At 61.2% G+C, this 19,513-nt stretch carries 20 protein-coding genes; 17 read left to right on the forward strand and 3 right to left on the reverse strand.

Annotation, left to right across the window (positions count from 1 at the left end; all coding sequences use genetic code 11):
* Positions 1-10: 10 nt before the first annotated feature.
* Both QRN70_RS15895 and QRN70_RS15900 read left to right on the forward strand, forming a co-directional pair.
* Positions 11-1,159, forward strand: coding sequence for an NAD(P)/FAD-dependent oxidoreductase (locus QRN70_RS15895; protein ID WP_285418930.1), 1,149 nt, complete (start codon positions 11-13; stop codon positions 1,157-1,159).
* A 190-nt stretch (positions 1,160-1,349) separates the two neighbouring features.
* A complete protein-coding gene (locus QRN70_RS15900) occupies positions 1,350-1,625 on the forward strand; it encodes an HU family DNA-binding protein (protein WP_003213368.1) in 276 nt (91 codons plus the stop codon).
* A 99-nt stretch (positions 1,626-1,724) separates the two neighbouring features.
* Here the strand turns inward: QRN70_RS15900 and QRN70_RS15905 are convergent, their stop codons facing one another.
* The 3 genes from QRN70_RS15905 to QRN70_RS15915 are packed head-to-tail and all read right to left on the reverse strand — an operon-like array spanning position 1,725 to position 3,884.
* The gene (locus QRN70_RS15905; protein WP_285418931.1) at positions 1,725-2,669 is read right to left on the reverse strand and encodes a phosphatidate cytidylyltransferase; all 945 of its coding nucleotides are present in this window, start codon (positions 2,667-2,669) and stop codon (positions 1,725-1,727) included.
* Complete coding sequence (locus QRN70_RS15910) at positions 2,666-3,265, reverse strand: lysophospholipid acyltransferase family protein (protein WP_285418932.1); 600 nt, start codon at positions 3,263-3,265, stop codon at positions 2,666-2,668. Before QRN70_RS15910 ends, QRN70_RS15905 begins: the two co-directional genes overlap by 4 nt.
* Positions 3,252-3,884: a CDP-alcohol phosphatidyltransferase family protein gene (locus QRN70_RS15915; protein WP_285418933.1), complete on the reverse strand. Its 633-nt coding sequence runs from the start codon at positions 3,882-3,884 to the stop codon at positions 3,252-3,254. The genes QRN70_RS15910 and QRN70_RS15915 overlap by 14 nt, the downstream gene beginning before the upstream one ends.
* Before the next feature lie 710 nt (positions 3,885-4,594).
* On the opposite strand from QRN70_RS15915, the gene tssA reads away from it, so the two are divergent.
* The 15 genes from tssA to QRN70_RS15990 all read left to right on the forward strand — a co-directional run bounded on the left by tssA (position 4,595) and on the right by QRN70_RS15990 (position 19,408).
* Positions 4,595-6,157, forward strand: coding sequence for a type VI secretion system protein TssA (tssA, locus tag QRN70_RS15920; RefSeq protein ID WP_285418934.1), 1,563 nt, complete (start codon positions 4,595-4,597; stop codon positions 6,155-6,157).
* A 32-nt stretch (positions 6,158-6,189) separates the two neighbouring features.
* Positions 6,190-6,693: a type VI secretion system contractile sheath small subunit gene (tssB, locus tag QRN70_RS15925; RefSeq protein WP_042608085.1), complete on the forward strand. Its 504-nt coding sequence runs from the start codon at positions 6,190-6,192 to the stop codon at positions 6,691-6,693.
* Positions 6,694-6,721: 28 nt separating this feature from the next.
* Complete coding sequence (gene tssC, locus QRN70_RS15930) at positions 6,722-8,197, forward strand: type VI secretion system contractile sheath large subunit (RefSeq protein WP_285418935.1); 1,476 nt, start codon at positions 6,722-6,724, stop codon at positions 8,195-8,197.
* 9 nt (positions 8,198-8,206) lie between these two features.
* Entirely contained in the window at positions 8,207-8,614 is a 408-nt protein-coding gene (gene tssE, locus QRN70_RS15935; RefSeq protein ID WP_285418936.1) for a type VI secretion system baseplate subunit TssE, read from the forward strand.
* Positions 8,615-8,624: 10 nt separating this feature from the next.
* Positions 8,625-9,125, forward strand: a complete 501-nt coding sequence (locus tag QRN70_RS15940; RefSeq protein WP_285418937.1) for a PAAR domain-containing protein — start codon at positions 8,625-8,627, stop codon at positions 9,123-9,125.
* 14 nt (positions 9,126-9,139) lie between these two features.
* On the forward strand, positions 9,140-9,964 hold the full coding sequence (locus QRN70_RS15945; RefSeq protein WP_285418938.1) for a hypothetical protein: 825 nt from the start codon (positions 9,140-9,142) through the stop codon (positions 9,962-9,964).
* Positions 9,954-10,298 (forward strand): hypothetical protein, encoded by a 345-nt coding sequence (locus QRN70_RS15950; protein WP_285418939.1) that lies wholly within the window; start codon positions 9,954-9,956, stop codon positions 10,296-10,298. The genes QRN70_RS15945 and QRN70_RS15950 overlap by 11 nt, the downstream gene beginning before the upstream one ends.
* A 46-nt stretch (positions 10,299-10,344) precedes the next feature.
* Positions 10,345-10,728: a hypothetical protein gene (locus QRN70_RS15955; protein ID WP_285418940.1), complete on the forward strand. Its 384-nt coding sequence runs from the start codon at positions 10,345-10,347 to the stop codon at positions 10,726-10,728.
* Positions 10,725-11,126 (forward strand): hypothetical protein, encoded by a 402-nt coding sequence (locus QRN70_RS15960; protein ID WP_285418941.1) that lies wholly within the window; start codon positions 10,725-10,727, stop codon positions 11,124-11,126. The genes QRN70_RS15955 and QRN70_RS15960 overlap by 4 nt, the downstream gene beginning before the upstream one ends.
* Entirely contained in the window at positions 11,071-11,901 is an 831-nt protein-coding gene (locus QRN70_RS15965; protein WP_285418942.1) for a hypothetical protein, read from the forward strand. Before QRN70_RS15960 ends, QRN70_RS15965 begins: the two co-directional genes overlap by 56 nt.
* A gap of 125 nt (positions 11,902-12,026) precedes the next feature.
* Positions 12,027-12,422 (forward strand): hypothetical protein, encoded by a 396-nt coding sequence (locus QRN70_RS15970; protein ID WP_285419361.1) that lies wholly within the window; start codon positions 12,027-12,029, stop codon positions 12,420-12,422.
* 27 nt (positions 12,423-12,449) lie between these two features.
* Positions 12,450-14,237: a type VI secretion system baseplate subunit TssF gene (gene tssF / locus QRN70_RS15975; protein ID WP_285418943.1), complete on the forward strand. Its 1,788-nt coding sequence runs from the start codon at positions 12,450-12,452 to the stop codon at positions 14,235-14,237.
* Positions 14,201-15,208, forward strand: coding sequence for a type VI secretion system baseplate subunit TssG (tssG, locus tag QRN70_RS15980; protein ID WP_285418944.1), 1,008 nt, complete (start codon positions 14,201-14,203; stop codon positions 15,206-15,208). The genes tssF and tssG overlap by 37 nt, the downstream gene beginning before the upstream one ends.
* Before the next feature lie 11 nt (positions 15,209-15,219).
* Positions 15,220-17,877: a type VI secretion system ATPase TssH gene (gene tssH, locus QRN70_RS15985; protein ID WP_285418945.1), complete on the forward strand. Its 2,658-nt coding sequence runs from the start codon at positions 15,220-15,222 to the stop codon at positions 17,875-17,877.
* Between the two features lie 10 nt (positions 17,878-17,887).
* The gene (locus QRN70_RS15990) at positions 17,888-19,408 is read left to right on the forward strand and encodes a sigma-54 interaction domain-containing protein (RefSeq protein ID WP_285418946.1); all 1,521 of its coding nucleotides are present in this window, start codon (positions 17,888-17,890) and stop codon (positions 19,406-19,408) included.
* Positions 19,409-19,513 lie beyond the last annotated feature (105 nt).

The following is a 19,513-nucleotide window of genomic DNA, read 5'->3' on the forward strand; positions in this document are numbered from 1 at the left end:
GGAGTAGGACATGCGTGCACCTGTCGTGATCGTCGGCACCGGGCTGGCGGGATACAACCTGGCCCGGGAGTTTCGCAAGCTCGATGGCGAAACGCCGCTGCTGCTGATTACGGCGGATGACGGCCGTTCCTACTCCAAGCCGATGCTCTCCACCGGTTTCGGCAAGAACAAGGATGCCGATGGCCTGAGCATGGCCGAACCGGGCGCCATGGCCGAACAGTTGAAAGCCGAAGTGCGCACCCACACGCGCATCAGCGGCATCGATCCTGGCCACAAGCGCCTGTGGATCGGCGAGGAAGCGGTGAACTACCGCGACCTGATCCTCGCCTGGGGCGCGGAAACGGTGCGCGTGCCGATCGAGGGCGATGGCGCCGACCTGGTGTTCCCGATCAATGATCTTGAAGACTACGCACGCTTTCGCGCTGCCGCCGCGGGCAAGCGCCGGGTGCTGTTGCTCGGTGCCGGGCTGATCGGCTGCGAGTTCGCCAACGACCTGATCCTCGGCGGCTACGAAGTGCAGCTGGTGGCCCCGTGCGAGCAGGTCATGCCGACCCTGTTGCACCCGGCTGCCGCCGCGGCGGTGCAGGCCGGGCTGGAAAGCCTGGGCGCGCGGTTCCACCTCGGCCCGGTGCTGACGCGCCTGGACAAGGTCGCCGACGGCCTGCAAGCGCACCTGTCCGACGGCCAGGTCATCGCCTGCGATGTGGTGGTCTCGGCCATCGGCCTGCGTCCGCGCATCGATCTGGCGGCAGCTGCCGGGATTCAGGTCAACCGTGGCGTGGTGGTCGACCGCCACCTGCAGACGTCCCACGCCAATATCTACGCCTTGGGCGACTGCGCCGAGGTCGATGGGCTGAATCTGCTGTACGTCATGCCCCTCATGAGCTGTGCGCGAGCGCTGGCACAGACCCTTGCCGGTCACCCGACGGCGGTGAGCTACGGGCCGATGCCGATCACCGTGAAAACCCCGGTCTGCCCGCTGGTGGTGTCCCCGCCGCCACGGGGTGCCGAGGGTGTCTGGAGCGTCGAAGGGCAGGGCGCCGATATCAAGGCGCTGTGTCACGACGCGGGCGGGCAGTTGCTCGGCTACGCGCTGACCGGCGCTGCGGTGATGGAAAAACTTGCCCTGAACAAACAGCTTCCAGCCTTGCTGGCGTAAATACCGGTCGTTCTGTCGGAATCACCCCGCTTTTGCCCGCACAAAGGTCGCGGGGAGACTGGCGCCGCCCTTGTCCCCGTGCCATCCTCACTCCCGTCTGCCGCAGAGTAGAGCCTGCGGCGCCTTGGGCGCTGTTCCAACGAGAACAGCACGGACATAACAACAAAAAACCGTCAAAGGGGCTTCACTAATGCGTAAACCAGAACTCGCCGCTGCAATCGCTGAAAAAGCAGACCTGACCAAAGAACAGGCCAACCGCGTGCTCAACGCCGTGCTCGAAGAAATCACCGGCGCCCTGCACCGCAAGGACAGCGTCACGCTGGTCGGCTTCGGCACCTTCCTGCAACGTCATCGCGGTGCCCGCACCGGCAAAAATCCGCAAACCGGTGAGCCGGTGAAAATCAAGGCCAGCAACACCGTCGCCTTCAAGCCTGGCAAGTCGTTGAAAGACAGCGTCAATCCATAATTGCGGTGCACCTCCCGATCAGCCGGGAGCGCCGTATGAAAAATGGGCATGCCGATCGAATCGGATGCCCATTTTTTGTGCCCGCGCAAAGCCGCCGGGTCACACCGAGAAGAAGTACCGGGTCAGGTGGAAGAAGATCGGCGCGGCGAAGCAGATCGAGTCCATCCGGTCGAGCATGCCACCGTGGCCCTTGATCATCGTGCCCCAATCCTTGGCGCTGAGGCTGCGCTTGATCGCCGACATGACCAGGCCGCCGAGGAAGCCCATCACCACGATCACCAGCGACATCAGCAGTGACTGCCAGAAGCTGAACGGGGTCATCCAGAACATGCAGCCGCCAATCAACGTGGCGGACAGACCGCCACCGACCAGGCCTTCGACGGTTTTCGACGGACTCACCAGCGGCGCGACCTTGCGTTTGCCGAACAGCTTGCCGAACACGTACTGCAAGACGTCGCTCATCTGCACCACGAACACCAGGTAGAACAGCAGCAGGGCGTTCTGGCCCTGGAAACCCTGCAGGTCCAGCAGCAACAGGGCCGGCGCATGGCTGATGCAGTAGATGCAGATCATCACCCCCCACTGGATCTTCGCCGTGCGTTCGAGGAACCCCTCGGTGTCCTGGCTGAGCACGGCAATCGCCGGCAGCAACAGGAACGCATACACCGGCACCAGCAGGGTGAACATCGAGTACCAGTGTGTGCCGATCAGCAGGTATTGCAGGGGGATCAGAATGAAAAACGCCGAGAACAGTGCGTTGTGGTCACCGCGCGCAGTGGGCGTCAGGGTGATGAACTCGCGCAGCGCGAACAGTGAAATGAAGCCGAACAGCACCACGGTCGCGTTGGGTCCGAGCAGCCACGACACGAAGAAAATGATCACCATGCCCCACCACGCATTCACGCGCTGGTTGAGGTTTTCGATGGTCGAGATCGAACTGGCGCTGGTCGCTCGTCTGGCCAGTACATGGCCGATCAGCGAAGCCACGGCCAGCAGGCCGGCGATGGCCGCGAAGAACCAGAGGAATTTGCTTTCCAGAGTCATTTCGACAACCTCACGATGGCGTCGCGCGCCCGTTCCAGGAACCGCTGTTTTTCTTCCCCGACAATCCTTGGCAACGGGTTGCCGATGCGGATGGTGCATATGATCGGCAGCGGTACGTGCTTGCCCTTGGGCATCGAGCGGTGCAGGTTTTCCAGGTAGATCGGCACCAGGTCGACCTCGGGAAAGGACTGCGCGAGGCGGTACAGCCCGGACTTGAATTCCCCCGGCAACGCCTGGGTGGAGCGAGTGCCCTCGGGGAAAATGATGATCGAATGGCCAGCACGCACCACCTCGAAAATCGGCTCCAGCACGTTGCTGCCCGGGGTCGGATTGCGCTCGATGAGCACGGCATTCAGGCCTTTCTGCGAAATATAGGCCAGAAAGCGGTTCTTGCCCCAGTAGTCGGCGGCGGCCACCGGTTTGACATTGACCCGCGCCTCCGGTGGCAGGGCTGCAATGATCGCCAGGGTGTCCATGTGGCTGGTGTGGTTGGCGAAGTAGATGCGCTGGCGCGACAGGTCCGGCGGGCTTTCCCAGCGGGCGGTCACGCCAATCAGCAGGCGCAGCAGCGAAATCAGTGCATTACTGATCCACATGGCAATTCCCCTTCAATTGGCGAGCGATGGCCAGCGTGCGCGTGGCGCAGGTGGCAACCGAACCGATGGCGATGATCACCAGGGCGATCAACAACACATAATGCGTGGCGTGAACGCTGGTTTCGAACGTATTGAGCAGCAGGCCGAGGGTCATGACTGCCATGCGGTGCTGTTTGGCCATTGGCCCGATGAAACTCTGTTTAAGCCCGAGCGAGCCGCCAAACACCCGCACATACGCGGTCAACGCGGCGGCGAGCGCCGCGAACCAGCCGAGCTCCGACTGGCCGATGGCATAACCCAGGCCGACGATCAGCAGGCTGTCCGCCACGCGGTCGGGGAACTCGTTGTAGAGGCTGCCGACGACCGATTGTTTGCCGCCCTCGATCGCCACCATGCCATCGAACAGATTGCACAGCAGGCGCAGTTGAATGGCCACGGCGCAGCAAAGCGAGCCGGCCACGCCGTTATCGATGTTGAGTGCCAGCGCACCGGCCAGCGCGAACAGCATGCTGATCACGGAAATCTGGTTGGGAGAGATCCCGCTGTTCACCAGCCACGCGGTAATGCGCTTCGCCCAGCCCGTCGAGCGGGTCTTGATGGGCCTTCTGTTTTCATCCATTCGCCAATGTCCATATCAATGATGAGCGCACGCCGGTTGCTGGCGGCGGGCGACAATATAATGACTTTCTGCGGGGACGACGCTATTAGCGCGAGAAACAAATTGATGTAAGAACATTCACAAGACTTCTGTCAGAGCAGTTCTGAAGAAAAGTTTCTGCCTGTTCGTGACAAATCGACCAGTGTCTGCCGAATAATTGCCGAAAATATGACTTTGGCAGTCGTCGGCACGCTTAAGAAGTTTCAGTAATATAAAATGCCATCAAATTGATGGCACTTTTTCCTGCAGCTGTTGTCGTGCGAAAGTGGTTGATAGATACCCTTCATTTCTCGGAAAATTCCTACTTCTATTTCTTTCAAGTGTTGGCATGCTTTTCCGCGTGTTTTGGTACGCACGTTCGAACTGCTCTCGATGTCCCGTCCTGGAGCGCTCTAGGTCAATGGTTTCGGGCAGATCACGCAATCACGTTGAATATAAATGGATATCAGGGAATCCCCTGCTGCATATAGGGAGATCTCCTACAACGTTCGAAGAACACTTCGTCTTGTTGTTTAATCAGATGCTTGCTAGTGGCCATCATAGTGATTACGATGCGCGCACTTGATAGAGCACAAACTCAATTGGATGAGTCGCTTCACCGCTCTTCGATACTGTCCCGCGCCGCGGCAACTCCAATAGGCGCACGACCGTAATCCAAATAAAGGCCATGGATGTCCTACTCAAGCAAACTTTCCGCCCATTACCTCGAACTCGCTAAAGTCTCTGTTTCCAAAGAGAATTTCGCGGGCGAAGACGTTCGTTTCTCGAGCGAATTCGAGGCCCTGGAAAGCGAGCTGGCCAAAGCCTCGTCGATGCACGAAAGCGGGCAGATCGACTGGCTGAAAATCCGCGAAAACAGCGAAGCGCTGCTGCGTACCCAATCCAAGGACCTGCGTGTCGGCGCCTGGCTGACCTGGTCGCTGTACCAGCGCGAATCCTTCCCCGGGCTGCTTGCCGGTCTCGCTCTGCTGCACCACCTGTCGGAAAACCACTGGGCCGATGTCCACCCGCTCAAGCCCCGCACACGTGCCGCCGCCATCGGCTGGCTGGTGCCGCGCCTGGAGCAGGTGCTGACTGAAAACATCGCGATCAAAGAACAGCTGCCGATGTTCCGGCAACTGTCCGAGCACCTGTCCGGTCTCGATGCTGCCTGCACCGAACACCTGGGTGATGACGCGCCGCTGCTGCTGCCGCTGTCCCGGCGCCTGAAAACCATGATCCAGCGCGCTGCCGACAACCAGCCGGCCCCCGGTGTGGTGGGCGCGGCGGTGGCGCAGGTCAAGCAGGCCGCCTCCCAGCTGCTCACCCCCGGCGCACCGATCGATAACGAAAAAGACGCCTACAAGGCACTGCGTGCGCAGCAGGAAAGCGCGCGTCCGCTGTGCGCCTGGTGGCTCAAGCAGAAAGCCACCGACCTGCGCGCCCTGCGTCTGAACCGCACGTTGCTGTGGCTGCCGATCGACGCGGTGCCGGAGCGCAACGCCGAGCAGATCACCGTGCTGCGCGGCCTGCCGGTGGACAAACTCAAGCTCTATCAGGAGCGTTTCGACCAAGGCAAGTACGCCGACCTGCTGGTGGAACTGGAGGCGAGCCTGGCGAAGGCGCCGTTCTGGTTCGATGGCCAGAGGATGGTCTGGGAATGTCTCCAGAACCTCAACGCCGAAATGGCCATGCGCGAAGTGGAAATCCACTTCGCGCTTTTGGTTCAGCGCCTGCCCGGAATCATCGAGTGCCGGTTCCATGACGGTGCGCCGTTCGCCGATCCGGCCACCCGGGCGTGGATCGCCGGCAGTGTCATGCCACACCTGCAAAGCGCCAGTGCGCCGCGCAAGGTCGAGAGCGACGATGTCCAGGCCCAGCCGGCCTGGGAGAAGGCGCTCGAAGACGTCATGCCGCTGCTGCGCAAGGAAGGCCTCAAGCCGGCCGTGCAGATCCTCAAGCAGGGGCTGCAGACGGCGCACGGCGGGCGCGAACGCTTCTTCTGGCAGTTCGCCCTGGCCCGTCTGTGCTTCATGGCCAAGAAATACGAACTGGCCAAGAACCAGCTGGAAACCCTCGATCAGACATTACAGGACTCAGGCCTGCACGCCTGGGAGCCCGATCTTGCATTGGAAGTGCTGCACCTGCTGCACAGTTGCTGCGAGTTGTTGCCGCAGAACCATGCAGTGCGTGAACGCAAGGAAGAGATTTATCGCAGGCTGTGCCACCTCGACCTCGAAGTGGTACTCGAATAGGCCCCAGGGCCACAACCGCAAGGAGAAAAGCCATGGCCAAAGAAGGCTCGGTAGCCCCCAAGGAACGCATCAACGTCACCTTCAAACCCGCCACCGGCGGTGCTCAGGAAGAGATTGAACTGCCGCTGAAGCTGCTGGCAATCGGTGACTACACCCACCGCAAGGACGATCGCAAGATCGAGGATCGCAAGCCGATCAGCATCGACAAGGTGACCTTCGACGAAGTGCTGGCCAAGCAAGAGCTGGGTCTGACGCTGAGCGTGCCGAACCGTCTGCAGGAAGATGGCGAGGCTGAAGAGCTGGCTGTGCAACTGCGCGTCAATTCGATGAAGGACTTCAACCCGGCCAGCCTGGTCGAGCAAGTGCCTGAGCTGAAAAAACTGATGGAACTGCGCGATGCGCTGGTGGCCCTCAAAGGCCCGCTGGGTAACGCACCTGCGTTCCGTAAAGCCATCGAAGGCGTGCTTGCCGACGATGAATCCCGCGGTCGCGTACTCGGTGAGCTGGGCCTGAACGCCGCAGCCCCGGACGCCTGAGACTCGAGCAGCCAAGGAAGCCAACACAATGAGCACTAGCGCAGCACAACAGAACGCCGCCGAAAACGGCGAATACAGCATTCTCGACAGCATCATCGCCGAAACCCGCCTGACGCCGGACGACGAAGCCTACGACATCGCCAAGCGCGGTGTGTCGGCGTTCATCGAAGAGCTGCTCAAGCCGCAGAACAACGGCGAGCCGGTCAAGAAAGCCATGGTTGACCGCATGATCGCCGAGATCGATGCCAAGCTCAGCCGCCAGATGGACGAAATCCTCCACCACCCGGATTTCCAGGCGCTGGAATCTTCGTGGCGCGGCCTGCAACTGCTGGTCGACCGCACCAACTTCCGCGAAAACATCAAGATCGAAATCCTCAACGTCTCCAAAGAAGACCTGCTGGACGATTTCGAAGATTCGCCGGAAGTCATGCAGTCGGGCCTGTACAAGCACATCTACACCGCTGAATACGGCCAGTTCGGTGGTCAGCCGGTTGGCGCGATCATCGCCAACTACTTCATGTCGCCAAGCTCGCCGGACGTGAAACTGATGCAGTACGTGGCCAGCGTATCGTGCATGTCCCACGCGCCGTTCATCGCCGCCGCCGGCCCGAAATTCTTCGGCCTGGAAAGCTTCACCGGCCTGCCGGACCTGAAGGATCTGAAAGATCACTTCGAAGGCCCGCAATTCGCCAAATGGCAGAGCTTCCGCACGTCCGAAGACTCGCGTTATGTCGGTCTGACCGTGCCGCGCTTCCTGCTGCGCAACCCGTACGACCCGGAAGAAAACCCGGTCAAGTCGTTCGTCTACAAGGAAACCGTGGCCAACAGCCACGAGCACTACCTGTGGGGCAACACCGCTTTCGCGTTCGGCACCAAGCTGACCGACAGTTTCGCCAAATTCCGCTGGTGCCCGAACATCATCGGCCCGCAGAGCGGTGGCGCGGTTGAAGACCTGCCGCTGCACCACTTCGAAAGCATGGGCGAAATCGAAACCAAGATCCCGACCGAGGTACTGGTCAGCGACCGTCGTGAATACGAACTGGCCGAGGAAGGTTTCATCTCCCTGACCATGCGCAAAGGCTCCGACAACGCGGCGTTCTTCTCCGCCAGTTCGGTGCAGAAGCCGAAGTTCTTCGGCATCAGCGCAGAAGGCAAGGCGGCAGAGCTGAACTACAAGCTCGGCACCCAACTGCCGTACATGATGATCGTCAACCGCCTGGCTCACTACCTCAAAGTGCTGCAGCGCGAGCAACTCGGTTCGTGGAAAGAGCGTACCGACCTCGAGCTGGAACTGAACAAGTGGATCCGCCAGTACGTGGCCGACCAGGAAAACCCGAGCGCCGAAGTGCGTGGCCGTCGTCCGCTGCGCGCTGCGCAGGTGATCGTCAGCGACGTTGAAGGCGAGCCGGGCTGGTACCGCGTCAGCCTGAACGTGCGTCCGCACTTCAAGTACATGGGTGCCGATTTCACCCTGTCGCTGGTTGGCAAGCTGGACAAAGAGTAAGAGCGACTCATGGACGGATACGGCAGCCTTTTCGAACGCCTCAACGGCGACGCGGAGCAGCGCAAGGGTACGAGCCTCGAGGTTTCGGCCATGGCGTCTGTGGCTGCCCATCTGGCCAAAATGCTCAGCACCCGGGCCGGCAGCGTGCAAACGCTGGCCGACTACGGGTTGCCCGATCTCAATGACATGCGCCTGAGCCTGCACGACTCCCTGAGTCAGGCCCGCCTGGCCATCGAAAGCTTCATCGAAGCCTACGAACCGCGCCTGAGCAACGTGCGTGTCATTTCCCTGCCGCGGGACCACGACCAACTGCGGCTGGCCTTCAGTATCGAAGGCCTGCTGGAAGTCGAAGGTTTCAAGCGTCAGGTCAGTTTCGCCGCGCGCCTGGATGGCAGCGGTCAAGTGAAGGTCAACTAAGGAGACTCCGATGGCCGGCAAACCCGCAGCACGCGTATCCGACCCCACCGCTTGCCCACTTCCTGGCCACGGTACCAACCCGATTGCCGCCGGTTCCGGCGACGTGTTCTTCGACGGCCTCGCGGCCGCCCGCCAAGGCGATGCCTCGGCGTGTGGTGGTGCGATGTCGGGGGACCTGGCGACCACGGTGTTGATCAACGGCAAGCCCGCCGCCACGGTTGATTCGGTGGGTTCGCATGGCAACAAGGTTACTGCCGGATCCGGGACGGTAATCATCGGCAATTCACATTCGCCTGCACCGTTTGTACCGCCATTGCCGTTGATCATTCCGGGCTTCGATGCTCAGTTCCAGCTCAAAAATGGCTTGGGTAATCCGCTTGCGGATACCAGATACCTGCTCCGTCGAGCGGATGGCTCCGTTGAAAGTGGAGTCACCAACGCATTGGGTCTCACTCATCGAGTGTCGGCACACGCGGCTTCGGAAAAAATCGAAGTCTTTATTGAGAGCTGAGGGAGTAGTCGTATATGGCCGAGCCTGAAAAGATCATTAAGGACGGACAGGAATATGTTCCTGCCGGGACCGCTGCGAGCACAAAAACCTCTGATGTTGCGCCCGTCGAATTAAAAGTGTGTCGCTGCAATGGCAAGGAAGTTACGACGGTAGTCGGGTACGACAGTGTCCCGAGCTACACCGGAGAACTCCCTTCACCCCTGCAAATAATGTGGTATGTGCCCAAGACCAAAGAACTGCTCAAAGCAAGTTTTTCAGATACCGAGATTCGTGTCTGGATAAAGCAGGCGGCTGCATATTACGGGATTCCGCATATTTTGCTCGCGGTTATCCTGCAGCAAGAGAATGGACCCAAAGGCAGCAAGTTTCTTCAGACGATGCAATTCGGCGAGCGTTCTTTAACCACGCTGTTGGCGATTGTCGACAATATGGCCTTTGATGCCGTGCCGGACAAGTTGGCTGGCGGCTCCAGTGGTTTTGCCAATATGAGCCGCGCTACATTGCAGAAATCCGTTCAATACACGGAAAACTATTACTGCAAGAAACCATTGCCTGAAGATGTTCAGTACCGGATTTTCGGTTGGAACCAGGACACGCGAATCCCGGGTGATGATTGGAAGGCAGACCTCTACTACTGCGCCGGCCATCTACGCGAGCTGATTGACCGGGTTACCGGGACTCGCTGTCACTCCGGGACGTTGACCGCCGATCAGCTGAAAAAGGTGATTGCGTCCTATAACGGCTCGGGGCCGCTTGCAGAAAAGTACTCAAGCGATGCGATGACGTTGCTGGAGGCGGCGAAAGCCGGTACTGCGTGGTTGTACTTTTATGAAAAATAAATTGTCGACATCCACCACTCTTTTACTTGTTGCCGGCACTGTGGCTTTGGTGGCGGGCGTGTGGACCAATATTTTCTCCAATTCACTGATGCTGTTGATGGACAGCGTTAATTTTATTCCAGCAGAGTCTTCAATTCTCACCTTTGAACCCTATGAGATAAATCAAGGGTCGTCGTCTTATTGGATCTATGGCAAGGACGGCGAGAATTATTATTATTTTTCTTATGACGCGGTGGCGCCGTACCTATTCATTTCCAAAACAAATGTATGTCAGGGATTTGATCCGTCGAATTTCAATACATGGTGCAGTGCGAAACAAGGTGCGAAGAAATGATCAGCGAGGCTTCGATCTGACCATGAAACAGTCAAGGATGATTTCAATGTCGGGGTGGGCAGGTTTTTCCACGCTGTTCATCTCGGTTATGGCTGGCGCCGCTCAGCAGGTCTATAGCAACAATGTTTTCCTGGTCAATACCTGTGGTGTACCGCTGGAGCTGTCACTGTCGCATGACTCCAACTACAGCGATGAGCCTCGCCACATCGCGTTGAGTCCGAATCAGCGCAGCGCTATCGCCAATTACCAATCCTTCGGCGAAGACGTCGACGGCCAGATCAGTGATCAGTTCAGCCTGTCGATCAAAAACCCGACCGCGTCGAAAACCGTCGACGCGCAGACCTTGCGAAGGGCAGTCGCGAGCGCCGAGAAAACTGTAAGAAAAGCTGTTCGTTCATGGGTGATTGCCGATGGCTCTTTCTGCCCATGAATTTTTTCCAGGCTGGCTCGATGAAACTCAGAGTGTGGCAGTGCCTTGTCGCTTTTCTGTGCGCGATTGGTCTGCTGACGATTCTGGTTGGCTTCACGCTGCTGCTGCGAATGGAAAGTTCGACGAAGCCGAAGCTGTTCGCGCATCCAAACGCGTTGTGGGTTGGCGCCGAGGACGGGGGGGTATTCGTTGAAATTACCCGCAACGAGGCACCGGACTACTACGTCGAGATCCGCCACGAGAACGGTGGGATGTGGACCGAAGGCTGGATTCGCTACGGCACCCGCGACAGCTATCCGCTCAGCGCCGCAGCGATTGGCGGCTATGACGGCGTCGAACTGCATGTGTATTCAGGCATCGCCATCACGCCTGAAAAGCGGGGAATCGCAGATGAATAGCCGTCACGCCATCGGTCTGGCCGTGCACTCGCTGGCCTGTGTGATTTATATCGTCATGAATGGCTATGCCGTGCCCGCCTATAAACAACTGGTCGGTGGGTTGACCTCGCGCGGCGTCGCCATCGGCATGGCGATGTATCTGATTTTCTATTTTTTCGTTGCGCTGAATCTGCTTCTGGTCTTCATCCAGCGTCAAGCCATCCAGTTTGGCCTGGTGATTCTGATGATGCTGGCGATTGTGTTTTATCTGTTGCCGCAATACCCCATTCGCGGTTTGGCCTATTGCGCACTGACAGGTGGCTTGACCCTGTGCGCCATCCTGCTGACCAACGCCATCCACACGGCTTATACCCGCTGGCGCAATCACGCGGCATCGCCAGCGCTGGAGCTTCAAAACCGTCGAGCAATGCCGCGTGTGTTGCTGGCGGCGGCGCTGATCGGTGTATCCCTGTGCACCGTCGCGCTTGGGCTGAAGATTTTCGCTGGCGTCACGGCACAGGCCGTGGCGCGCCACTCGAACGAGTCGGGCGAGTGCTACCTCGTCACCTACGTACCCGGTTATCACAAGCTGGGATTGATCGGGCGAGTGTTCGGGTTGTTCAGTAGCGAGTATTTCTTTCGGCTGTACACAAAGGACGGCGCGCTGCTGGAATCCTCGGAATGGAATTTTCGGCTGACTGAAATGTTTGCCGTCGCTCCCGAGTTCCACGGCCCGACAGTGCTGTATCCCGGCACCCAAGGCTACGAAGACTGGTGGGTGCCGGAATGCGCCTGATCACCAGATGCTCTGTGCAGAACACACACGGTGTGCAGGCGCGTGCCATCGAGGAGGGCGGCTTGCCCGCAACCGGTGTAGCGCACGAGCCCCCTCTGCTGGGTCGCGCGCAACGCAATTTCTTCATGGCGGCCTTGTGGGCACCGTTGCTGATCACCCTGGCGTATTCATCCTATGGCCTGTGGCTGGGCGAGTTTTCGACATTCGATTCGTCCGAGACTCACTGGGAGTACCTGTTGTATTTCGGCTTGCCCGGGCTGTTGCTGTTTGCGCTGTGGGTATCGCGAACCGCGAAGCGCCGCAATGAGCAGCAGGCGCTGCGGATGGTCTGGCTGGCACCGTTGAAGTTCATCCCTTTCTACGCGGTGCCCTGGATGCTTTACGGCGTGTGCAGTCTGGTCGCCGGGCCATTCGACAGCGCTTTCATGGCCTACGGCTGGGTTCTGCTCGTGCCGTACCTCCTGATCGCCGGCTATTTCTGTGCCGGCGTGACGGTTGCGCTCTACAGGATTTTCTTTTGATGAGTTCCACTACCAGGCAGGTAACCCGTGTCCTTTAACCACTACTACCAAAGCGAACTCACCGCACTGCGCCAACTGGGCCGGCGTTTCGCCGAGCGTAGTCCGGCACTGGCGCCGTTCCTGGGCCAGGCCGGGCGGGATCCGGATGTGGAGCGGTTGCTGGAAGGCTTTGCGTTCCTCACCGGACGCCTGCGGCAGAAGCTCGATGACGAGCTGCCGGAACTCAGCCATTCGCTGATGCAGCTACTGTGGCCGAACTACATGCGGCCGCTGCCGGCGTTCAGCATTCTGCAGTTCGATCCGCTCAAGCGTTCGGGGCCGGCGCTGAAGGTCGAGCGTGATACGCCCATCGAGAGCGTGCCGATCGAAGGCGTGCGCTGCCGTTTCCGCACCTGTTACCCGACCGAAGTCCTGCCGCTGGATCTGGCCGCGCTGAACTATTCGGTCAAAGGCGACGGCTCGCTGCTCAGCCTGCGTCTGGAAATGAGCGCCGACGGCCATTTGGGCGAACTCGAGCTGAGCAAGCTGCGCCTGCACTTCGCTGGCGAGCGCTACATCAGCCAGATGCTTTACCTGAGCCTGCTGCGCAACCTCGAAGGCATCGAGCTGATCCCGCTCGACGGCGCTGGCCGGCCGATCAATGGCGTCAGCGGTCAGCCGATGGCGTTCAAGATTCCCGGCGACCGAGTCAGTCCGGTGGGTTTCGCCGAAGAAGAAGCGTTGATCCCGTATCCGCTGAACACCTTCCGTGGCTACCGCTACCTGCAGGAATATTTCGCCTTCCAGGACAAATTCCTCTTCGTCGACGTCAACGGCCTGGACATCCTCAAGGCATTGCCGGAAGACACCCTCAAGCAGATGCGCGGCCTGGAGCTGCGCTTTGATATTCGCAAGAGCGGCATCCAGCGCCTGCGTCCGACCCTGGATAACGTCAAGCTGTTCTGCACGCCGATCGTCAACCTGTTCGAGCACGACGCGCTGCCGATCCGGCTCGACGGCAAGCAGGACGAATACCTGTTGCTGCCGGCGGAATTCGATCTGGAAAACTGCGGCGTGTTTTCCGTGGAAACCGTGACGGGCTGGAAGCCGGGCGGCCTCGGTTACCAGGAATACGTGCCGTTCGAATCCTTCGAGCACGACCCCAGTTTCGACGTGCCCAACAGCCGTCCGCACTACAGCATCCGCCAGCGTTCGTCGCTGCTGCACGATGGCCTCGACACCTACCTGAGCTTCGGCATCCGCCACACCGAAGCCCACGAAACCCTGTCGATCGAACTGATGTGCACCAACCAGAACCTGCCGCGCAAACTCAAGCTCGGCGACATCTGCATGGCCAGCGAAGAGACGCCGGAATTCCTCAGTTTCCGCAACATCACCCCGGCCACCTCAAGCTTCGCGCCCCCGCTGAACCGGGACTTCCTGTGGAAGCTGATCAGCAACATGTCGCTTAACTATCTGTCGCTGGCCGACGTCAATGCATTGAAGGTGATCCTCGAAACCTACGACCTGCCGCGCTACTACGACCAGCACGCGGAGAAGGTCAGCAAGCGCCTGCTCGGCGGCCTCAAGCATATCAAGCACCAACACGTCGATCGGTTGCACCGCGGGCTGCCGGTGCGCGGCTTGCGCACCGAGCTGACCATCGACCCGGAAGGGTATATCGGCGAGGGCGACCTGTTCGTTTTCGCTTCGGTTCTCAACGAGTTTTTCGCGCTTTACGCCAGTCTCAATTCCTACCATGAGCTGCGAGTAAAAAGCACACAGGGAGAGGTGTACCAATGGACACCACGTATGGGCCTGCAGCCCCTGCTCTAAGCGGGCTGACCAAGGTAATACGCGAGTACTCGCTGTTCCAGGCCGTGCTGCTGGTGATCGACCGGCTGCGCGAGGCACACCCGCACCTGAGCGAAGACGATTTGTACGATCAGGTCGAGTTCCAGGCCAACCCGAGCCTCGGATTCCCGCGCAGCGATGTCGATCGCGTGGAGTTTTTCGAAGAGCACGGGCAGATGCGCGCGCGCATGCGTTTCAACCTGATCGGCCTGGTCGGCTCCGGTTCGCCGTTGCCGGCGTTTTATGGCGAACAGGCCCTGGGCGACAGCGAGGACGGCAACCCGACGCGCAACTTCCTCGACCTGTTTCACCATCGCCTGCAACGCCTGATGCTGCCGATCTGGCGCAAGTACCGCTATCGCGCGAGCTTCCAGAGCGGCGCCATCGATCCGTTCTCGGCGCAGCTGTTTGCGCTGATCGGCCTCGGCGGCGAAGAGATCCGCAAGGCCAAGGAGCTGAACTGGAAGCGCCTGCTGCCGTATCTCGGCCTGCTCAGTCTGCGCGCGCACTCGGCGGCGCTGATCGAGGCGGTGCTGCGCTACTACTTCAAGCACGCCGACCTGGTCATCGAGCAGTGCATCGAGCGCCGCGTGGAAATCCTCGAAGAGCAACGCAATCGCCTGGGCTTCGCCAACAGCGTGCTCGGCGAAGACCTGGTGCTCGGCGAGCACGTGCGCGACCGCAGCGGCAAATTCCGCATTCACATCACCGAACTCGACTGGCAGCGATTCCATGAATTCCTGCCCATCGGTTTCGGCTACCAGCCGCTGTGCGCGCTGGTGCGGTTCACCCTGCGTGACCCGCTCGACTACGACATTCGCCTGGTGCTGCGCCAGGAAGAAATCCGCGAACTGCGCATTGGTGAGCAGAACGCCTGTCGCCTCGGCTGGACCAGTTGGCTGGGCCGCGAAAAAGCGGACGGCGTGGTGACCCTGGGCAGCAAAATTCATTAAGGACGTGAGCCATGATCAACGTAGACCTGCAACAACTCATCCAGGCGCTGGACGCCGAAACCCGTCGCGACCTGGAGCGTTCGGCCGAGCGTTGCGTCGCCCGTGGCGGCAGCAAGATTCTCGTCGAAGACCTGCTGCTGGGCCTGCTCGAGCGCCCGAATGGCTTGCTGTCGCGCGCCTTGCAGGATGCCGGGGTGGAGGCCGGTGAACTGAGCGCCGCACTGCAATCGCGGGTCGAGCACAGCGCTTCGCGCAACCCGGTGTTCGCCCCGGAGCTGGTGCAGTGGCTGCAGGACGCACTGCTGGTGGCCAACCTCGAGCTGGGCCAGACCCAGGTCGAAGATGCGGCGCTGATCCTCGCTCTGCTGCGCAACCCGATGCGCTACGCCGGCAGCCGTTACCAGCCGCTGCTGGCCAAGCTCAACATCGAGCGCCTGAAGGAGTTTGCCCTGTCGCAACAGCCGCAGGCTGCAGCGGATGGCAAGCCGGCGGCGCAGGGCGAATCGCTGCTGCAGCGCTTCACCCACAACCTCACCCAGCAAGCCCGCGAGGGCAAGCTCGACCCGGTGTTGTGCCGCGACGGCGCGATCCGCCAGATGGTCGACATCCTCGCCCGTCGCCGCAAGAACAACCCGATCGTTGTCGGTGAAGCGGGTGTCGGCAAGACCGCCATCGTCGAAGGCCTCGCCTCGCGCATTGCTGCCGGTGAAGTGCCGCAGGTGCTCAAGGGCGTCGAACTGCTGTCGCTGGACATGGGCCTGCTGCAGGCCGGCGCCAGTGTCAAAGGTGAATTCGAGCGTCGTTTGAAAGGCGTGATCGATGAAGTCAAAGCCTCGCCGAAACCGATCATTCTGTTCATCGACGAAGCCCACACGCTGATCGGCGCGGGCGGCAATGCCGGCGGTTCCGACGCGGCCAACCTGCTGAAGCCGGCGCTGGCGCGGGGCGAACTGCGCACCATCGCCGCGACCACCTGGGCCGAGTACAAGAAATACTTCGAGAAAGACCCGGCACTGGCCCGGCGCTTCCAGCCAGTACAACTGCACGAACCGACCGTCAGCGAAGCGGTGACCATTCTGCGTGGTCTGGCCCAGGTCTACGAGAAGAGCCACGGCATCTACCTGCGCGATGACGCGGTGGTCTCGGCGGCTGAATTGTCGGCGCGTTACCTGGCCGGTCGGCAACTGCCGGACAAAGCCGTCGACGTCCTCGACACCGCCTGCGCCCGCGTACGCATCAGCCTCGCCGCCGCACCGGAAAGCCTCGAGCGCCTGCGTGGCGAACTGGCCGAAGGTGGCCGCCAGCGTCAGGCCCTGCGCCGCGACGCCGAGGCCGGTCTGCTGATCGACCACGAAGCGCTGGAGGCGCTGGAAGCACGCCTGGACGAGGCCGAAAGCGAAATGCTCGCCCTGGAAACCCAGTGGACCGAACAGAAGCAACTGGCCGAGCGCCTGCTGGAACTGCGTCAGCAACTGGCCAAGGCCCGCGAAGCCGCGGCCGTGGAGCCGACCGTCAGCGTCGAAGAAGACGCCGAAGGCACCGTGATCGAAACCCTTGCTGCCGACGTCGCCGAAGGCCAGAGCGTCGAAGCGCTGGAAGCCGAACTGAATCAGACCCATAGCGCACTGACGGCGGCCCAGGTCAAAGAGCGTCTGGTCAGCTTCGAAGTCTGCCCGCGCCTGGTGGCCGAAGTGATCAGCGCCTGGACTGGCGTGCCGCTGGCGCAACTGGCCCGCGAACACAACGCCAAGGTCGCCAGTTTCGCCACCGACCTGCGCGCGCGCATCCGTGGTCAGGAACAGGCCGTGCATGCCCTGGATCGCTCGATGCGCGCCACCGCCGCTGGCCTGAACAAACCGGACGCACCGGTCGGCGTGTTCCTGCTGGTTGGCCCGAGCGGCGTCGGCAAGACCGAAACCGCGCTGGCACTGGCTGACCTGCTGTACGGCGGCGACCGTTTCATCACCACCATCAACATGTCCGAGTTCCAGGAGAAACATACCGTTTCCCGCCTGATCGGGGCACCGCCAGGCTACGTCGGTTACGGCGAGGGCGGCATGCTCACCGAAGCCGTGCGGCAGAAGCCGTACTCGGTGGTGCTGCTCGATGAGGTCGAGAAGGCTGACCCGGACGTGCTCAACCTGTTCTACCAGATCTTCGACAAAGGCGTGGCCAACGACGGCGAAGGGCGCGAGATCGACTTCCGCAACACGTTGATCCTGATGACGTCGAACCTGGGCAGCGACCGCATCAGCGACCTCTGCGAAAACGGCGCGCGGCCGACCGCCGAAGTGCTCGAGGAAACCATTCGCCCGGTGCTCAGCAAACACTTCAAGCCGGCGCTGCTGGCGCGCATGAAAGTCGTGCCGTACTACCCGGTGGGCGGCCCGGTGCTGCGCGAGCTGATCGAGATCAAGCTCGGTCGTCTGGGCGAGCGCCTGAACCGTCGGCAGCTGGATTTCACCTGGTGCCAGAACCTCGTCGATCACCTGTCCGAGCGTTGCACCCAGAGTGAGAGCGGTGCGCGGCTGATCGACCACTTGCTCGACCAGCACGTGCTGCCACTGGTGGCCGACCGCTTGCTCGACGCCATGGCCAGTGGTGAAAGCCTCAAGCGCGTGCATGCGACGCTCGACGGCAGCGCCGGCGTGACCTGCGAGTTCGCCTGAGGTGGGTGTGATGTTCACTCAGGTGCCGCAGCCACTAGCCTACGCCGAAGCCCTGTTGGCGCAGTTCGCCAGCCTGTCGCGGGCGGCGGACGGTGCTGCGCTGCTGGGTGACTTCGTGCGCGGCCTGGCCGAACTCAGCGGTTGCGAGTTGACCCAGCTGTACTTGCTGGACGCCACGCATACCTGCCTGGGGATGAACGCCGAGTGCCTCGACGGCCTGCTGCAACCGCGCGAAGCGGCGAGCCTGCCGGCGGACTACAACGGCGAGCAACTGCTGCAGTTCGCCCTGTGCCAGAACCGTGTGGTGTGTCTCAGCGAGTTGAGTGGCAGCCTGCACGAAACCAGTTTCCTGCCGCCGGCGGTGGCGCCGTGGCAGTCGCTGTTGTGCGTGCCGCTGGTCAATCAGCAGAAAGCCGTCGAAGGCCTCTTGCTGTGCGCCAGTCGCCGCCATCTCGACCTGCAGGGTTTCGCCGATTCCCTTGGCCAGCTCGGCTCGTTCGTGCTCGGCCAACTGCACCTGCTGCAACGTCTGCGGCAACCGGCAAGCGCCACCCCGCCAGCCTTGCGCAGCGTGCCGAGCGCCAGCGGCTATGGGCTGATCGGCAAGAGTGCGGCGATGCGCCAGACCTACTCGCTGATCAGCAAGGTCCTGCATAGCCCTTACACCGTGCTGCTGCGTGGCGAAACCGGCACGGGCAAGGAAGTGGTGGCGCGCGCGATCCACGATTGCGGCCCGCGCCGCTCGCAGGCGTTCATCGTGCAGAACTGCGCGGCGTTCCCGGAAAACCTGCTGGAGAGCGAGCTGTTCGGCTACCGCAAGGGCGCCTTCACCGGCGCCGACCGCGACCGCGCCGGGCTGTTCGACGCGGCCAACGGCGGCACCCTGTTGCTCGATGAAATCGGCGACATGCCGCTGTCGCTGCAGGCCAAGTTGCTGCGCGTGCTGCAGGAAGGCGAGATCCGTCCGCTGGGTTCCAACGACACGCACAAGATCGACGTGCGCATCATCGCTGCGACTCACCGCGATCTGGCGGTGCTGGTCAGCGAGGGCAAATTCCGCGAGGACCTGTACTACCGCCTCGCGCAATTCCCGATCGAACTGCCGGCCCTGCGTCAACGCGAGGGCGACATCCTCGATCTGGCCCGGCACTTCGCCGACAAGGCCTGCGCTTTCCTGCAGCGCGATCCGGTGCGCTGGTCGGATGCCGCGCTCGATCACCTGTCGGGCTACAGCTTCCCCGGCAACGTGCGCGAACTCAAAGGCCTGGTCGAACGTGCCGTGCTGTTGTGCGAGGGCGGCGAGTTGCTGGCCGAGCATTTTTCCCTGCGCCTGGAACCGGCGCCGGAGGACAGCAGCAGCCTCAATCTGCGCGAGCGCCTCGAGCAGGTCGAACGCAGCCTGTTGCTCGATTGCCTGCGCAAGAACGACGGCAACCAGACCCTCGCGGCCCGCGAACTGGGGCTGCCGCGACGCACGCTGCTGTACCGGCTCGGTCGCCTGAATATCAATCTGGGGGACTTCGATGGCTGACCTGCAACGGCTTTCCTGCTCCCCGAGGATTGCGCGCAGGCCCCGATATAGAGCCTTCGGCAATTGCTCCACCACCCATTTCAGCGCCGCCCGCAAGGGCCGGCG

It is taken from the genome of Pseudomonas sp. efr-133-TYG-5 (assembly GCF_030209175.1).
Lineage (GTDB): Bacteria > Pseudomonadota > Gammaproteobacteria > Pseudomonadales > Pseudomonadaceae > Aquipseudomonas.

Bases quoted from the DNA above. Each gene is read 5' to 3' on its own strand.
- QRN70_RS15910 (WP_285418932.1), bottom strand. From the start codon at position 3,265: ATGTGGATCAGTAATGCACTGATTTCGCTGCTGCGCCTGCTGATTGGC.
- tssG (WP_285418944.1), top strand. From the start codon at position 14,201: ATGGACACCACGTATGGGCCTGCAGCCCCTGCTCTAAGCGGGCTGACC.
- QRN70_RS15950 (WP_285418939.1), top strand. From the start codon at position 9,954: ATGAAAAATAAATTGTCGACATCCACCACTCTTTTACTTGTTGCCGGC.
- QRN70_RS15940 (WP_285418937.1), top strand. From the start codon at position 8,625: ATGGCCGGCAAACCCGCAGCACGCGTATCCGACCCCACCGCTTGCCCA.
- QRN70_RS15990 (WP_285418946.1), top strand. From the start codon at position 17,888: ATGTTCACTCAGGTGCCGCAGCCACTAGCCTACGCCGAAGCCCTGTTG.
- QRN70_RS15970 (WP_285419361.1), top strand. From the start codon at position 12,027: ATGGCGGCCTTGTGGGCACCGTTGCTGATCACCCTGGCGTATTCATCC.
- tssC (WP_285418935.1), top strand. From the start codon at position 6,722: ATGAGCACTAGCGCAGCACAACAGAACGCCGCCGAAAACGGCGAATAC.
- QRN70_RS15965 (WP_285418942.1), top strand. From the start codon at position 11,071: ATGTGTATTCAGGCATCGCCATCACGCCTGAAAAGCGGGGAATCGCAG.
- QRN70_RS15905 (WP_285418931.1), bottom strand. From the start codon at position 2,669: ATGACTCTGGAAAGCAAATTCCTCTGGTTCTTCGCGGCCATCGCCGGC.
- QRN70_RS15960 (WP_285418941.1), top strand. From the start codon at position 10,725: ATGAATTTTTTCCAGGCTGGCTCGATGAAACTCAGAGTGTGGCAGTGC.
- QRN70_RS15945 (WP_285418938.1), top strand. From the start codon at position 9,140: ATGGCCGAGCCTGAAAAGATCATTAAGGACGGACAGGAATATGTTCCT.
- tssA (WP_285418934.1), top strand. From the start codon at position 4,595: ATGTCCTACTCAAGCAAACTTTCCGCCCATTACCTCGAACTCGCTAAA.
- QRN70_RS15915 (WP_285418933.1), bottom strand. From the start codon at position 3,884: ATGGATGAAAACAGAAGGCCCATCAAGACCCGCTCGACGGGCTGGGCG.
- QRN70_RS15895 (WP_285418930.1), top strand. From the start codon at position 11: ATGCGTGCACCTGTCGTGATCGTCGGCACCGGGCTGGCGGGATACAAC.
- QRN70_RS15955 (WP_285418940.1), top strand. From the start codon at position 10,345: ATGTCGGGGTGGGCAGGTTTTTCCACGCTGTTCATCTCGGTTATGGCT.
- QRN70_RS15900 (WP_003213368.1), top strand. From the start codon at position 1,350: ATGCGTAAACCAGAACTCGCCGCTGCAATCGCTGAAAAAGCAGACCTG.
- tssH (WP_285418945.1), top strand. From the start codon at position 15,220: ATGATCAACGTAGACCTGCAACAACTCATCCAGGCGCTGGACGCCGAA.
- tssE (WP_285418936.1), top strand. From the start codon at position 8,207: ATGGACGGATACGGCAGCCTTTTCGAACGCCTCAACGGCGACGCGGAG.
- tssB (WP_042608085.1), top strand. From the start codon at position 6,190: ATGGCCAAAGAAGGCTCGGTAGCCCCCAAGGAACGCATCAACGTCACC.